Genomic DNA, 14,733 nt, shown 5'->3' on the forward strand with positions numbered 1-14,733 from the left:
TTAGTTTAATGATTATAAAAATGAAAATATTTTTAAAAAACATGATGATGGTTGCTTTAACCATCATCATCTCGAGTACTGTTGCTAAAGCGCAATTGGAAATGCAAGGCAGCCAATTTATATTAGATAAAACTTTTATAAACCCAGCATTTATGGGTACCGAAAGCCAGGCAATGGGTAATGCTCAATATCAAGCGGTAAGTGGTGCACAGGGCAGTGGCGCCAAAGCATACACGCTATCGGTTGGTGGAAACGTGAATTTGCCCAAAGTAAAATCAAGTATTGGTTTTAATGCGGTCAAAAATACTTTTGGCAACGATAGTTACACCGTGGGTTATGGCAATTATGTGTATCACCTGCCGGTTTCAGAAAATATGGTGCTTTCATCATCCATAGGGATTGGCGTACAGCAGTTCGATATAAATTTATCAGATTTAGTTACCGTTAAGGATGGAGATCCGTTAGCGAGGCGAAATATTTATAGCTCTAAGTTTGATGCTAGATTTGGCATTGCAGGACGCATCAACAATAAATATTATTTTGGTTTATCTTTCGATAATATTTTATCGCTTTACACCAATAAGGATAGTTATTCCAACCAAGTGCCGGCAACTTTCCGCAAAATAAATTTGTACGCCATTATGGGTGCCAATCTGCCTATTCAGGGTAATTTAATGTTAACTCCCACGTTCCTGTTCATCAAAAACATGGGTGGCATAACCTCTATAGATGTAAATGCTCAAATTTTAATGAATAGGTCTTTGGCCTTTGGTATTGGTTTCAGACAAAGAATAGAAGAGGTGTCAACCATAACGGAAGATAATGGACGAAGCTTAACTCAATCCATAATCAGACCGATGCTGTCTTATCAGCTAAATAACGCGAAAAACAGTATAAAAATCGGTTACTTATATAATTTCAATGCTTCTAGCAGTGTTGGGCTAAATGTTGGTACACACGATATTTCTTTGGCTTTCATCATTCCGTAAACCGAAAGTAATTAGCAATTATTTTACGTGCAAAACGGGTTTGATACAATTTGTGCCAAACCCGTTTTTATTTTTGCTATTTAAACTTAAGTCGATAATTGAAATTTGATTATTAGAGTTCGATAGCAATCCCCCTCACGCCCTAATTTCGAAAATCCTAACCGATTTTATTTTTAAACGCCCAGCCCAGATCTCGAAAATCCTAAAATCTTTCTAATCCTTACCCTAGCTAATATACGCCCTATCTTCATCACTCAATTCATTTTTCTTCAAGTTTTGAAGGTTTTTTTCAATCTCATCATCATAACTTTTTACAGTTTTACGTGGTCTGCCGGCAACGAAGCCTATTATAAAGCCAACTAAAATACAAATCCCAATAACTAAGAGTTTAGAAACGGATAGTGTGGTAACTAAAAAATCGAAATCTACAGGTTCTGTGTTTACCATTAAAAAAATGGTTAATAACACAGTTAAAATAATAATGAAAATGGTTTTTCCGCTCATGCGTTTAAAAGCTATAATTAAATGAAAACTCTAATATTGGATTTTGATTGTAAATTTTGTTAACAAAAATCAAACGTGCGCCTAAATCTACAACAGGCTGATACCTAAAAAGGTTTAAACTAGTATTTATTTCTACACCAAAAGTTTTTGGTTCGGTAATTTTAGTGTTAATACCAAGGTTTTCATAATGGCAAAATAACCCTCCTCTAAAATTGCGGATGTAAGCCAGCGATCCAATTTCCCAATCGGGGTAGGCAAAAGGAAAGCGGTAATTAAAAAGCAATGTATTTTGCATTTTGTTTTTTGCCAAAATATTATTATAACCGTAAACTGTAGAAATTTCGGTAGCATACTGATTTACACCTGTACCTTTTTGATAATTAAAACTTGCCAAAAAAGAATGATTTTTAGCAATGCCAGGAAAATAGAAGAAACTCTCTAAGCCCAATATTTCGCCTTTTAAATTTTTATCAAAAGGCTGGTGGTCGTAATTAACTCGCAAAATTTGAGCAAATTTTGGTGCTACATCTCGCGCTGCGGTACTGGTGCTGTGGTTAAAGGTAAAACTATACTCAAGCGGGAATTTTACCTCTGTAATCAAATTTGAGGGCAAGTTCTCAAACAGGTACCTTTTGGTGTAGCTGGTTGCTGCATTTAGCGAAATTGAATAGTTTTGGTTGCGAACGCTAAACGATACTGGCAGCGAAACATTCAATTTTACATAGTTCTCTCTCCAGTCGCCTTGCTGCGGGCCATTTTTAGCGCTGTAGAACAACCTTTTCGGCCTATTGCGATAGGCAAGACTTAAAACCGGATACAGTGCTTTATAGCTCATATCTGCTGTATATTCAACTCTTTTTAAATCGCTGTGGTATTTTGCGCCAGTAGAAAAATTCATGGTGTTTAAAAGATTGTTCGATTGTAATGCTAATCCATAAGTATATTCATCATCAATTACCGGAATAATACTATGGAAATTGAAAAGATTTTCTAATTGATGATAGGGTTTGGAGGTGAGTAGTGTGTCTGGTTTTGGGATGTTCTTAAAAACATCAATCGAATCTTTTTTTACGGTTGAGGATAAAAAATTTACGAATTCATCTTTTCCAACTTCTTTCTCCTCCAAATTTGTTTCGGCAATTTCGTAGCCATTAATTTTATAATTGTTAAAAGTGATTTTCCCCTTATCGGATTTTTTTACATTAAAAGCGCCGTATTTAGAAGCGGTTAAGGCGCTTATTTTTTTTGAATCGACGTCTATGTCATAAATGTTATCAATTCCATTGTAGTGCGCGTTAAAAGCTATTCTATCATTAATAAAAATCGGCCTGCTTAATTGCTGTCTCACGTTAGTAATTAAGATTGTGTTTTCTGAGTTTTCCAAAACGTTTAAACTTTTTCCTTTTTCGCTAACGCTGATGTAAGCAATCTTATTTCCCGATTGATTGAAACTTGGAGTTTGCAAAATGAAATTTTCTGGATTTGGATAGGTCTTCAAAATCGAACCATTCACAGCATCCAATTCTACTAAATTAAATTTGTTGCTGAGGTCAACCTGCACGGCAACAATTTTTTTTCCGTCAACTGATAAACTAGGAGAGAATAGGCGAGTTTTGTTTGTGAGTTGTTTGAATTTTTTTGTTGCTAAATTATAACTACAAATTACGCTGTAACTCCTTTGCTTAAACCTTGCATCGTATCTAATTTCATCCCACACCAAAATGTTATTTTCAAAGCTGAACCAGGGTTGCTCTTGGTAGCCAATTCCGAAAAGTCGGCGCTCGGATTTATCTGCATTTATGAGTACGAAATATTTGGCTTCGGCCTTGCTTTCTTTAAGTGCTAAAATTTGATTTTTGTTTACCCGAACAGGTAAAAAATAGTCGGTGGCAAAGGTTGCTTTTTTGTTTAAGCTAGCGTACTTTTCAGTCTGCGAATTTTCAGCTTGTTTTTGCCATTTTTCTTCGATTTTATTTTGAGTAGCGAGGTAAAATTTACGCGTGTTTTTGCCAGTATATTTTTTTAAAGTCTGCGAAAAGGGATACAATCTTAGCGGTCTTTTCTTGATGTCTTGTAGCAAGCTATCCGAAATGAATTTTCCATATTGCTGGTTTAGGTTTGCCACCATTAAATAACCGGTTTGATAATAGCCCGGTGTTACACTTTTATCCGATCCAAAATAGGCCTTACTGTAAGATAATTTTTTCCCTTCTAAAACCGAAGTCCGAAAAGGCATAATCCAATTTGGTTGTCGTCCTCTGCCCGAACTTGTTAAAGCGGTCTCGTTCACAACCGCATCACCTTCGAAAAACCATATCGGTATGGCAGCACCAAAATAAGCAAAGTACACCAGCTCAGGGAAAGGGTTTTTTTTATTTCCTGTCAATTTGTCAAATTGTGCAACATGCCTAAGTTCGTGTATCGCTAGGTTGTTTAGCCAATCTTGGCTGTCGAAATATTGGGGTGGGGTGGTATAGAATTCCGATTTCTTTGGGCCGAGCTGGACGAAGCCATTTGCAACCGTTCCGCGGTTCTGAAGCACGATGGGTATCGCTGTTTTTTTAAGGTGATACCCGCTTGCAGTAAAGGGATAAATGTAGGGTAGGGTATAGCCCATCCGTTGTGCCTCTTTTTCAAGCTCGGCAGGATAGATAATTTTAAAGCCACCTACCTCAATTGTCCGCCAATTTACACTAAGTGGGTTTTGATCTGCACTAAAAATCTGCCCAAAAACCGATAATGAAATAAAACTTAAGGTAAAGCATGTTAAGTACCTGATAAATAACATTTTGTCTTGTTTGGTTAAATTCATCTAAATCGTTTGCTAAAATATTTAGTTTTTTGAAATTTGGATATATGTATTATTGTAAATTTTAACTTTAGTTTGTTAAAAAAAACAAACTGATTATCAATAATATATGATATTTAAATAAATCGGTAAAACCTTTATTTTTTCGATTCTACAATTTATTTTTATTAAAATTATCACCCAAAAATGTAACTTAAATATGCGTTATTAATTCAGCTATTAAAGTACACTTAATTATCTGTTTTCCTCGAAAAAAAAATCAATAAACTTCGTTGATGCATACGTATTCCGGGAAATAAAAGATTTTGAATCCACTTTAAATCTTGATCAAATTTCAATCTTTCGGTCGTTTTCTTGTCGTGAATTTTGGTGCGTTTTAAGTTTATTAAATCGCTACTCTACAACTTCTAATCTTGGTAAAATTAGGTTGTAATTCTATCTCTTTTCAAAGTTTTTGGGAAGAGGTCTATTGGAAAATTTCGCGGGCGAAATTGAAAATCAAATTAACTTCATGTTTGCTCATTTTTCAATACTATGCCAGTTTGGCATATTAATTTCTGAAGACTACTACATTTTTTGAAAGCTAAATTTAATAGGGTTTATATCTTTTTCGCTTTAGTGTTGAGTCAATATTAGTTTGAAAATAAGATTTAATGACGACAAGAGCCCGTCGATTTTCTTGAAATAAATTGCAGTCATTTCAAAATTTTGTATGATTTAAGCTCTTAAAATAGTTGGTTTTTCATCTAAATTCGCATCGTTAACGGTTCTGTAAGGATGTAATCGGAAGAAAAGACAACGTAAGTGGATTTTGAAGCACTTACTTTAAAAGTGTCTAATAGTGGCTTTATGCGCTGGAATAGCAGCTTATCTTATTTTTGATTGGCTGTAAGAAAGTGATGTTAATTTTAGCTGTACTACGCATTTTCCCGACTTTTTTTGAGTTATAATGAACGTTTAAGGTTGGTTTGGGTTATAGGATTACGCGTAGTATAATAGATTAATTCAGGTATAATAGACTGCGTCCATGGCAAAATTTGCCTGCTAAGTGTTTCGGGAAATAGGGCTTTAAACCCTCAAATTATAGCGAGTTGTTTCGATTTTTGTAAATCGGATATAAGATAACTGCTGCCAATATTATGATCGAACCAAAGTAAAATCCAGTGGTCATTTGTTCAGAATCCTTAAAGAAAATTAATGCTAAAATGATGCCATAAACGGGTTCTAAATTGCTTACCAATGATACCCGGAAAGCCGACATTGTACGCATTACGGATACGCCAGCAACATAAGCCACTGAGGTGCAAATACTGCCCAATATAGTTAGGTAAATCCAGTCGGAAGTTGATAACATAAAGCTCTTATTTAAGAGATTTACATCCCAAAATTTGTATAAAGTAATCCAAAATAAACCACCTGCCAGTTCATAAAAACTGATGATTGATGGGTCGCATTTTTGAACAAATGTGGAGTTTATAGTGGAGAATAAACTGGCTGCAACCGCTGCTAAAAGACCAAATATGATGCCTAAAGTATATTTAGATTCGAACTTAAAAATCATAAAAATACCAATACAAATTAAAATCCCAACCAAAATATCGGGAATTACAATCTTAGTTTTTTTAATTAGTGGTTCTATTATAGATGTAAATAAAGTAAAGGATGACATGCAAACAAGCGTTACCGATATGGTAGAAACATGGATAGAATAGGAAAAAAATATCCAATGAAGGGCTACAATTCCGCCTGTAAGTACAAATGAAATGAATTGTTTTTTAGTGATTTTTAAGCTTTTTTTAGTAAGCGCAAACCATAGAATCAGCGTTGCAACCGCAATGATTAAGCGGTACCAAACAATCGATACAGCATCTATTGTGATTAGTTTTACCAATACGCTAGTAAAACCCCACACAATTACCGTAGCATGTAATATGATTAGGTTTTTATTGCCTTTTAGCATGCTTATTTTGGGGCTTTCTTAATTAAAATAAGGCCGAGGATGGTAAAAAATATAGTTGGCAGTAGCACAGCGATAAATGGTGGCAAGCCTCCTTTGAGAGAAAACATTTGTGTAAACTGGTTAAAAACGATGTATGCAAAACTTAAAAATATACCAATACCTAACGATACGCCAACACCGCCACGAACCTTGCGGGAGGAGAGAGCAACGCCGATTAGCGTGAGTACAAACGCAGATAATGGCGTAAGGTATCGCTTGTATTGTTCAAATTGCAGATCGTTCATAATACCAGTTCCGCGTATTTTTTCCTTCCTAATTTTTTCCGAAAGCTCCGTTGTACTTAAGTTCTGCACCACGTTGTCGTAAGCAGAAAGATCATCAGGCCGCATATCCAAAATGGTATCTTTCTGTTTGCCGTTGCCGTAAATCATCGATTCTTTTAAGCCATTAATGTTCCGGATAGAGTAATTGCTTAATTGCCATTGCCTTTTCAGCGAATCCCATTTAATGTTTTCGGCAACAATTTTTTTAGTTAATACGTCTCCATTAAAATTATCCAATGAGAAATGATAGCCAGAGTTTGTTTTATTATCGAAACTCTCGATAAAGACGTATGTTTTTTTATCCAGTTTCATGTGGATGTTGCTCTTGCTCGATGCATCATTCGTGCGCACGTACGTATTCTCGAATTCGTTTTTAAGCTTGTTGGTGTACGGCAAAAGGTATAAATTCGATAATAAATTTGCGGAGAATATCACAGATGCAGCCACGAAATATGGAAATAAGAAACGGTTAAAGCTTATGCCTCCACTCAAAATAGGCACAATTTCTGTTTGATCGGCCATTTTAGCGGTGAAAAATATGACCGCTATAAAGTTGATTAACGGCGACAACATATTTACATAAAACGGAATAGAACCTGCGTAATACTTAGATAAAATGCCCCATAACGTTAAGCCACTTTTTAAAAAGTTGTCTAGTTTCTCCGAAAGGTCGAACACTATAATTATAATTACGAAAATAGCCAACGTATAAATAAATGTACCCAAGTATTTGCCGATGATGTATCGATCTATAATTTTTACGCGACCTTTTAGTATATTCATTTTTAAAGTTTGTTGCCCAGCACTTTAACCATTTTGTTTTTCCATTCGTAAAAATCGCCAGCAATTATCCGTTTCCTAGCTTCTTTAACCAACCATAAATAGAAATGTAGGTTATGAAGGGTTGCAATTTGGGCGCCAAGCATTTCTTTACTGTGTATTAAATGCCTCAAGTACGCTTTACTAGTAACTAAATCTACGTGCAAATCGCTATCTGCATCCAATGGAGAAAAATCATCTTCCCATTTTTTATTTCTAATGTTTATTAGTCCATTTCGAGTAAATAACATGCCATTTCTGGCGTTTCTAGTCGGCATAACACAGTCAAACATATCAATGCCCAACGCAATATTTTCTAACAGGTTTATAGGTGTACCTACACCCATTAAATAACGCGGTTTTTCGTAAGGTAATATATTGCACACTACTTCGGTCATTGCATACATCTCCTCGGCGGGTTCGCCTACCGATAAACCACCAATGGCATTACCCTCTCTGTTCATGTTGGCAATAAATTCTGCCGATTTTTCTCTTAAATCTTTATAAACAGAGCCTTGCACAATCGGAAAAAGTGTTTGATCAAAACCATATTTGGGCTGTGTATTATCAAAACGGGTACAGCAACGTTTTAACCAACGATGTGTCATTTTTATGGATGCTGCGGCGTAGTTATAATCGCATGGATATGGCGTACATTCATCAAAAGCCATAATAATATCAGCCCCAATTGTACGCTGGATATCCATTGCATATTCGGGGGTAAAAAGATGTTTTGATCCGTCAATATGCGAGCGAAAAGTTACACCTTCTTCCTTTATTTTACGAACTTTGCTTAAAGAATACACTTGGTAACCACCGCTATCGGTTAAAATTGGGCGGTCCCAACCAATAAATTTATGCAAACCGCCGGCTCGCTCTAAAATATCAAGTCCGGGTCTTAAATATAAATGGTAAGTATTGCCTAAAATAATTTGCGCGTTTATATCTTGTTCAAGTTCTCGTTGATGTACTGCTTTTACCGTTCCGGCAGTACCCACAGGCATAAAAATAGGAGTTTCTATTTCGCCGTGAGCAGTAGTAATTGTTCCTGCCCTGGCTTTCGAAAGCGGATCTTTAGCTTCTAAACTGAATTTCATCTATGTTTTATTAATCTTTTCAATGCTCAAAATAGCAATTTCTGCTCCAAATGAGGGGTAAATTAATTTGACTTATTATTAATTATATTTAACCTGTAATAGGTTTAATTGCCGTCAAAAATCTCACAAAAATAACAAAAATAGGCTTCATTTTTTTGTTTAATTTTTTATCAACATAAAGATGTATTATAGATTAAAAATCAGAGATTTGCGCCTATTTAATTTAACATCGTGATATTATCAATAATAGAAATTATTCTGCTTTCGATATTTGCTTTTTGCCTTTTAGTACAGTTATATTTCGTACTTTTTGTTCATTTAAGGTTAACAAATACTCAAATAGAGGCATTACCCACAACGGCTTCTAAGCCTGTAAGCGTGATTATTTGTGCCCGAAATGAAATTGTCAATTTAAAACAATATTTACCGATTGTATTAAGTCAAAATTATCCTGAATTTGAGGTGGTTGTGGTTAACGACCGATCGTGGGATGGAACAGAAGATTACTTGGAGGATTTAGAAAAAAAGTATGATAATTTAAAAATCGTTAAAATATTAGATAGTGATAAATTTCTTGCAGGGAAAAAGTTTGCTGCAACCATGGGCATTAAGGCAGCAAAATATGAGTGGATGGTGTTTACCGATGCGGACTGTGTGCCCGAATCGGAGAATTGGTTGAGATACATGCAACAATCTGATCGTGAGGAAACTGAAATAATTTTGGGTTTTTCGCCCTACATAAAAACTAGGGGTTTGTTAAATGCGCTAATTCGGTTCGAAACTTTTTTTACAGGCGTAAACTACCTTTCGTTTGCGCTAAAGGGAATGCCATATATGGGTGTTGGACGGAACTTAGCCTACAAAAAGCCTCTTTTTTTTAAGAATAAGGGCTTTGCAGCACACATGCACATCCAATCTGGTGATGATGATTTATTTGTAAACGCAAACGCAAATGCATTTAATACAGAGATAAGAATTAGTAGCGACAGCCAAGTATGGAGCGAGCCTAATAGCAGTTGGAGAAGTTATTTAAGGCAGAAGAAGCGTCATTTTGGGGCAGGAAAACTTTATAAAAGCAAGCATAAATTTATCCTAAGTGTGCAGATTATTTTCCAATTTTTGTTTTATTGTGCATTTACAGCTTGTATGTTTTTCGGCAGAGATGCGCAATATATTGCTGGCGGCATATTGTTGCTTAGCATTATTATTAAGTGTTTTGTGTATCTAAAACTACTAAAGCGTTTAAATTGTGGCGATTTGCGCTGGTGTTTTCCTATTTTAGATATACTTTTATTCCTATTTTTGTCGATAAATGGATTTTTTGCACTTTTCGGTAAGAAAAAAGTAAATTGGAGATAAAATTTTTTAGAAATTAAACAACATGGCTGATATAAAACCTGATATCATTTTAAAATACTTTCCTGATTTATCAGCAAAACAAATTGATCAATTTTCTCAATTATTTGATCTTTATAGCTTTTGGAATGCACAAATCAATGTAATTTCTAGAAAGGATATCGAAGAATTATACGAAAGGCATGTGTTGCACTCTTTAGGCATAGCAAAAATTTGCAGTTTTAAAGCGGGCGAATCTGTATTGGATGTAGGTACTGGAGGCGGATTTCCAGGCATACCTTTGGCTATTTTATTTCCCGATACACAGTTTCATTTGGTAGATTCTATCGGTAAAAAAATTAAGGTTGTTAAGGAAGTGGCTTCAGCTTTGGGGTTAGAAAATCTTAAAGCTGATCATTTGAGGGCTGAGCAGATTAGAGAAAAATTTAACTTTATAGTATCAAGAGCGGTAACGCGTTTGAACGAATTTTACCCTTGGATACAAGGTAAATTCAAACAAGATTCAATTAATGCTATTCCGAATGGTATTTTATATTTAAAAGGTGGCGATTTGACCGAAGAAATTGCAGAATCAAAACTGAAAGCAACGTTGTATCCGCTTTCAGATTATTTTGAGGAAGACTTTTTTGAAACTAAATACGTGGTTTACGTAGCCCAGTAATTAGAAGGTTAAATTCTTATATTGTTCATTATCAGATAATTGTTTAAAGTATTTGTCTAAATATGGAATCTGATTCCCGATTTGGACAAATATTTTTTATATTTGCACTATGATAGAGCGTGTTGGAAAAATAAAACTGAAACAATTAGCTTCAAAATTTAGAGTTGTAGCAGTTGTTGGTCCAAGGCAAAGTGGTAAAACAACTATTTGCAGAACAACTTTTCCTCGCAAGCCGTATGTTTCTTTAGAAAACCCTGATGTTGCTGAATTTGCCACTACAGACCCAAATGGTTTTTTAAAGCAGTTTAAAAATGGTGCTATTTTAGATGAAGTTTAAAAGTTACCACATTTATTCTCTTATATCCAACAAATTGTAGATGAGAAGGACAAACCCGGCTTTTTTATACTAAGTGGCAGCAATAATTTTTTAATGCAAGAAAGTATTTCGCAAACTTTAGCAGGTAGGGTTGCATACTTACATTTGCTTCCTTGCAGTTTAAAAGAGCTAAAAAAGGCAAAATTAATTGCTAATTACGAAACTCAAATTTTTAACGGAAATTATCCAGAACCGATTTATAAAGATATTTCGCCAATAGATTGGTATCCAAATTATATTAATACTTATGTAGAGCGAGATGTAAGGCAATTGAAAAACATAACCGATTTGGCACTGTTTATGAAGTTTTTAAGGCTTTGTGCTGGTCGGTGCGGACAGCTATTAAACATGCAATCATTAGGTAACGATTGTGGCATAGACGCTAAAACGGTGCAAGCTTGGTTGCATATTCTACAATCTAGTTACATTGTATATCTTCAAAAACCATATTTTAATAATTTCAATAAAATAATTGTTAAATCTCCAAAGCTTTATTTTTATGATACAGGCGTTGTTTGTAGTTTATTAGGTATTCAAGATGCACAACAGCTAAGTACACACCCTATAAAAGGCGCATTGTTCGAAAATTTAATGGTTGTAGATTTATTAAAACAGCGCTTAAATAAGGGTTTACAAGATAATTTATACTTTTGGAGAGATAAAACTGGTAATGAAATTGATGTGCTTTTAGATATGCCATCGGCAATTACAGCCATAGAAATTAAAGCTGGCGCCACCATGAATAAAGATTTCCAGAAAGGATTGCTCTACTTTAAAAAATTGGCAAATAAAAAAAATATAGAAACCATACTTTGTTACACGGGTACTGCTACACAGCAAAGAAGCAATGGTATTATGGTTAAGCCTTGGGGCAAAATGTTTTAATCTGAAAGCAGAATTATACCCGCTTTCAGATTATTTTGAGGAAGATTTTTTTGAAACTAAATACGTGGTTTACGTACCGCAGTAGCATTAATTATCTTAAGCTTATGTAGCCCTGAATGACTTTTGCCTTGCTTTTCTCAGTTTTCGCGATAGTTATGACATAGCTATAGTTTCCAGCAGGGAGACTTTTCTTGGTGTAAAAATTTACTTTTCCATCCCAATCATTTTTATAGTTATCTGTTACAAAAATTTTTTCACCTCTTTCACTGTAAATAGATACCGACTTTTCACCTTTTTCGGAGTCTGGAGCTATTAATTTTTCACCTTTTGTTCTATCTAAAATTAAATCTATTTTATAAGTTTCTCCTTTATACTCGCTTTTTTTAGGCTTAGGTGGCGGAGCTAAAAGTATAGTTTTTTGAAGTGTAGGCGTATGATCAAGTTCTTTTATGGTTGCGGACTTAGCAACACTTTGTTTTAGCTTGTTTTTTTTATTTATACTATCTTGTTGATTGAAATCTAATTTTTCACCTTTTGAATACAAATCTATTTTTGAATAGTTTTTTGTAAATGCCATAGTTGATAAGGAAATAAGCCCTACGACTAAAGGCAAAATAAATAGAAATTTGAGCCTAGCCCAACTTGACGATTTTTTTTGATTTAACATGTTAATTCTTTGTTTTAAAATTGATGAACTGAATATTTGATTGGTTAGATTGACAATATTGATACGCTGTGAATTTTGGATAAGAAATATAGCGTAATCGTATTTTTCTACTTCGTTTTGCGTAGTCGCTTCGTCAGCTAAATACTCGTGTATAAGTTTTATATCTTTTTTTAATAAATAGCAGAATGGATTAAACCAATTTATGCTTTGAATAATTTCAAAAAATAGCACATCTAAACTATGTTTTTGCCTAATGTGAACTAATTCGTGTTTAATAATTGTGCTCCTTTGTGATAAGTTAGAATCCAAAAAAAGCAGGTTGAAAAATGAAAAAGCTATGCCAGAGTTTTTTAGATAAATTAATTTAACATCATTTTCTATTATATTAAACGGCTTCTTTATTAACTTAAATATACTAAATAAGCCTACGCAGAGTTTGCAAAAAAATAAAATAGCAACAAAAGCATATATTGTCAAAATGAAATTCTCAATTGTGAAAAAGGACTGTTGAATGGTTGTTATCGCGCTATTGATTGGTAGATTAACTTGTTCAATCGATTCGATCCGTGAGGTTAAAACTAAACTATTAGCTTGCTTTAAAAATCCTAATTGAAAAAAAGGGATAATGAAAGCAAAAAACGAACTTAATATCAAGTAATATCTGTTCAACGAATAGAAAGTTTCCTTACGTAGAAATAATCTGTAAAAGCAATAAAATATGGAAAGATACAGATTGGCTTCGAGCAAATAATATAGCCAGCTCATCATTTATCTTTTTTAAGTTTTTCTGCCAATGCAATTAATTCATCCAGTTCATTCAAATCCATATTTCTATCTTTTACCAAAAATGAAACTAGGCTTTCATAAGAATTTTCGAAGTAGTTGTTCATTACTTTATCTAAAGCAAATCGTTTATAATCAGCTTCTTTAATAATAGGGAAGTAGATGTAGGTATTGCCAATTGCCTTATGGTCTAAAAATCCTTTTCCTTCTAAAACCCTAATAACTGTAGAAACGGTATTATAAGCGGGCTTAGGTTCTTTCATTTTTTCGATAACATCTTTAACTAATGCTTCTTCCATTTCCCAAAGAATAAGCATTATCTGCTCTTCTGCTTTTGTGAGTTCTTTTAACATGGTAACTACTTTTATAGTTTGATTAAATAAAGTTACTACTATAAAGATAGTTTGCAAACTATTTTTATAGTTTTATTTTAAAGTTATGATAATCAAGTTGTTATTTTTTTAAATGATGATTAGATCAAATAAAAAAACCTGCTCTTTAGGCAGGTTTGTAATTATTGCGAGGCAGTTTCTAAAACCGTTGTGATTTTCTAGGGTTATCCATCATAATCATTTTATCTTTCAGGCTGTTTTGAAATCCACTTTGCTGATCTATATTTTTAACCACTTCTAAAACTGCGTTGGTAGCGTTATTATAAAACGGCAATGTTAAAGTTGCAAACTTATCACTTGGTTGGTGATAATCTTTATGGTCTTCTACGCCGAAATATAAAAATGGTATATCTTTAGCGTTAAACGAACCTTGGTCGCTTTGGTTTGTCCAATCATCGTGACCCATTTTCGGATCGTCATGCCCAAAAATAATTTTTATATTAGGGTTGTTATTAACCACATATTTTTTCAAATCGGGGTATTTAAAAGTGCCACAAACGTAAAGTTCATTTTTATCGTTGTGCCCAATCATGTCCATATTTAAATTTATTGCAATGGTATTAATGTTAACAGGCGGATTTGCAACAAATGCCTTAGAGCCTTGTAAACCTATTTCTTCAGCATCAAAAGCAGCAAATATAATGGTGTTAGTAGGTTGATTTTTTGAAAAATAAGCAGCGATTTTTAAAAGCGCAGCCGTACCCGAAGCATTATCATCTGCGCCATTGTATATCTGGTTTTTCACAATACCCAAATGGTCATAATGGGCAGAAACAACAATTACATTGGTGGTTTTACCTGGAATGTAGCCAATAATATTAGTTCCGTTTATTTTGGCTCCATTTCTCGAATTAAAAGTGAACTCCTGCGCATAATTAACGTTTTGAGGGTGAGATTTTAACCCTAACTTTTTAAATCGATCAACAATGTACTTTCTCGCCATTTCTGCACCTTTAGTTCCGGTTTTTCTGCCTTCATAAACATCAGATGACAATACCTCAACGTCTTTGATAAGTTGTTTGTCTAATTGATCTGAGTTGGTATTCTGATTTTTTACTGAAGAACAGCAACTTAGCATTAGGGCTAAGGGTAAAATAAAGAGGATTTTCATA

At 34.1% G+C, this 14,733-nt stretch carries 12 protein-coding genes and 1 pseudogene; 5 read left to right on the forward strand and 8 right to left on the reverse strand.

What is annotated here, in order from left to right; all coding sequences use genetic code 11:
• Window positions 1-20 precede the first annotated feature (20 nt).
• Window positions 21-989 carry a PorP/SprF family type IX secretion system membrane protein gene (locus EZJ43_RS07270; RefSeq protein ID WP_165953099.1) on the forward strand — a complete coding sequence of 323 codons (969 nt, stop codon included), beginning with the start codon at window positions 21-23 and terminating at the stop codon, window positions 987-989.
• A gap of 225 nt (window positions 990-1,214) precedes the next feature.
• On the opposite strand, the gene EZJ43_RS07275 is transcribed toward EZJ43_RS07270, so the two are convergent.
• The 5 genes from EZJ43_RS07275 to tgt form a co-directional block, all read right to left on the reverse strand.
• On the reverse strand, window positions 1,215-1,493 hold the full coding sequence (locus EZJ43_RS07275) for a lipopolysaccharide assembly protein LapA domain-containing protein (protein WP_133262051.1): 279 nt from the start codon (window positions 1,491-1,493) through the stop codon (window positions 1,215-1,217).
• Between the two features lie 4 nt (window positions 1,494-1,497).
• Window positions 1,498-4,305: a hypothetical protein gene (locus EZJ43_RS07280; RefSeq protein WP_133262052.1), complete on the reverse strand. Its 2,808-nt coding sequence runs from the start codon at window positions 4,303-4,305 to the stop codon at window positions 1,498-1,500.
• A 1,078-nt stretch (window positions 4,306-5,383) separates the two neighbouring features.
• The gene (locus EZJ43_RS07285; RefSeq protein ID WP_133262053.1) at window positions 5,384-6,262 is read right to left on the reverse strand and encodes a DMT family transporter; all 879 of its coding nucleotides are present in this window, start codon (window positions 6,260-6,262) and stop codon (window positions 5,384-5,386) included.
• A gap of 2 nt (window positions 6,263-6,264) precedes the next feature.
• Window positions 6,265-7,368 (reverse strand): LptF/LptG family permease, encoded by a 1,104-nt coding sequence (locus tag EZJ43_RS07290; protein ID WP_133262054.1) that lies wholly within the window; start codon window positions 7,366-7,368, stop codon window positions 6,265-6,267.
• Between the two features lie 2 nt (window positions 7,369-7,370).
• Window positions 7,371-8,501: a tRNA guanosine(34) transglycosylase Tgt gene (gene tgt / locus EZJ43_RS07295; RefSeq protein WP_133262055.1), complete on the reverse strand. Its 1,131-nt coding sequence runs from the start codon at window positions 8,499-8,501 to the stop codon at window positions 7,371-7,373.
• Window positions 8,502-8,732: 231 nt separating this feature from the next.
• Here tgt and EZJ43_RS07300 point away from each other — a divergent pair, with 231 nt between their 5' ends.
• The 4 genes and pseudogenes from EZJ43_RS07300 to EZJ43_RS07310 all read left to right on the forward strand — a co-directional run bounded on the left by EZJ43_RS07300 (window position 8,733) and on the right by EZJ43_RS07310 (window position 11,779).
• Window positions 8,733-9,860: a glycosyltransferase gene (locus tag EZJ43_RS07300; RefSeq protein ID WP_243718055.1), complete on the forward strand. Its 1,128-nt coding sequence runs from the start codon at window positions 8,733-8,735 to the stop codon at window positions 9,858-9,860.
• 22 nt (window positions 9,861-9,882) lie between these two features.
• A complete protein-coding gene (gene rsmG, locus EZJ43_RS07305) occupies window positions 9,883-10,518 on the forward strand; it encodes a 16S rRNA (guanine(527)-N(7))-methyltransferase RsmG (protein ID WP_133262056.1) in 636 nt (211 codons plus the stop codon).
• Window positions 10,519-10,627: 109 nt separating this feature from the next.
• Window positions 10,628-11,014: pseudogene (locus EZJ43_RS17330) on the forward strand (ATP-binding protein); the annotation flags it as partial.
• Entirely contained in the window at window positions 11,000-11,779 is a 780-nt protein-coding gene (locus EZJ43_RS07310; protein ID WP_262708858.1) for an ATP-binding protein, read from the forward strand. The pseudogene EZJ43_RS17330 and the gene EZJ43_RS07310, both read left to right, overlap by 15 nt.
• A 91-nt stretch (window positions 11,780-11,870) precedes the next feature.
• On the opposite strand, the gene EZJ43_RS07320 is transcribed toward EZJ43_RS07310, so the two are convergent.
• The 3 genes from EZJ43_RS07320 to EZJ43_RS07330 form a co-directional block, all read right to left on the reverse strand.
• Window positions 11,871-13,100 carry a M56 family metallopeptidase gene (locus tag EZJ43_RS07320; RefSeq protein ID WP_165953100.1) on the reverse strand — a complete coding sequence of 410 codons (1,230 nt, stop codon included), beginning with the start codon at window positions 13,098-13,100 and terminating at the stop codon, window positions 11,871-11,873.
• Window positions 13,101-13,210: 110 nt separating this feature from the next.
• Window positions 13,211-13,582 (reverse strand): BlaI/MecI/CopY family transcriptional regulator, encoded by a 372-nt coding sequence (locus tag EZJ43_RS07325; RefSeq protein ID WP_133262058.1) that lies wholly within the window; start codon window positions 13,580-13,582, stop codon window positions 13,211-13,213.
• Window positions 13,583-13,760: 178 nt separating this feature from the next.
• Window positions 13,761-14,732, reverse strand: coding sequence for a M28 family peptidase (locus EZJ43_RS07330; protein WP_133262059.1), 972 nt, complete (start codon window positions 14,730-14,732; stop codon window positions 13,761-13,763).
• Window position 14,733 lies beyond the last annotated feature (1 nt).

This window comes from Pedobacter changchengzhani, from assembly GCF_004354365.1.
GTDB classification, from domain to species: domain Bacteria; phylum Bacteroidota; class Bacteroidia; order Sphingobacteriales; family Sphingobacteriaceae; genus Pedobacter; species Pedobacter changchengzhani.